A 682-nucleotide genomic window follows, 5' to 3' on the forward strand; every position below is an offset into this window, starting at 1 on the left:
TCTTGAAAGCGAATGGCGACACACCCATCAAATTGAGTCCGTTCTGGGTGATCGAGACCAACAGAACGCCCAGAATGCAGCCAAGCACGCTGCCTTTGCCGCCGCCGAGCCGCGCACCGCCAAGGACTACCGCTGCCAGGACGTCGAGTTCGCGCCCATAAAGGGCGTTCGGCACGACTTCCTGCGCGTAATGCGCTTGGACGAGACCGGCGATGCCCGCCATCATGCCAAGCCAGCCGAAGGCGATAAATTGCATGGCACCGATATTGATGCCGAAGCGGCGCGCGCCCTCTGGATTGTCGCCAAAAGCGTAGAGCTGGCGACCAGTGGTGGTGCGCGTGATCAACGCCCAGGTAGCGAACACGCATATGGCCATAATGAGCACGGGTAGGGTGATCTCCGCCCAGGTCCCGTCAGCCATTTCTCGCTCGAACAGCACGACGCGGGTGGTGAGCCAGTCCGGCAGATTGTAGATCGACACGCCGCCTGTGAAGAACATCAGCAAGCCGAAGAAAATGTTGAAGGTCGAAATCGTAGCGACGATCGAGATGATCCTGAACCCGTGGATCAAGAAGGCATTGATGCAGCCCAACGCGACGCCCAAAGCGCCAGCGATGATGAGGCCGACAATCCAATTCCCGCCGCCGACCCAACCGAGGACGGTCGCCGTCAGATATTGCAC

Annotated in this window: 1 protein-coding gene; it reads right to left on the minus strand. The window is 59.7% G+C overall.

Going from position 1 to position 682, the window contains the following annotated elements:
- Positions 1–682: ABC transporter permease (locus E5W70_RS31765; protein ID WP_292665229.1), on the minus strand; the 682-nt coding region annotated here is incomplete at both ends.

It is taken from the genome of Mesorhizobium sp. (genome assembly GCF_005063415.1).
In the GTDB taxonomy this organism is placed as follows: Bacteria; Pseudomonadota; Alphaproteobacteria; order Rhizobiales; family Rhizobiaceae; genus Mesorhizobium.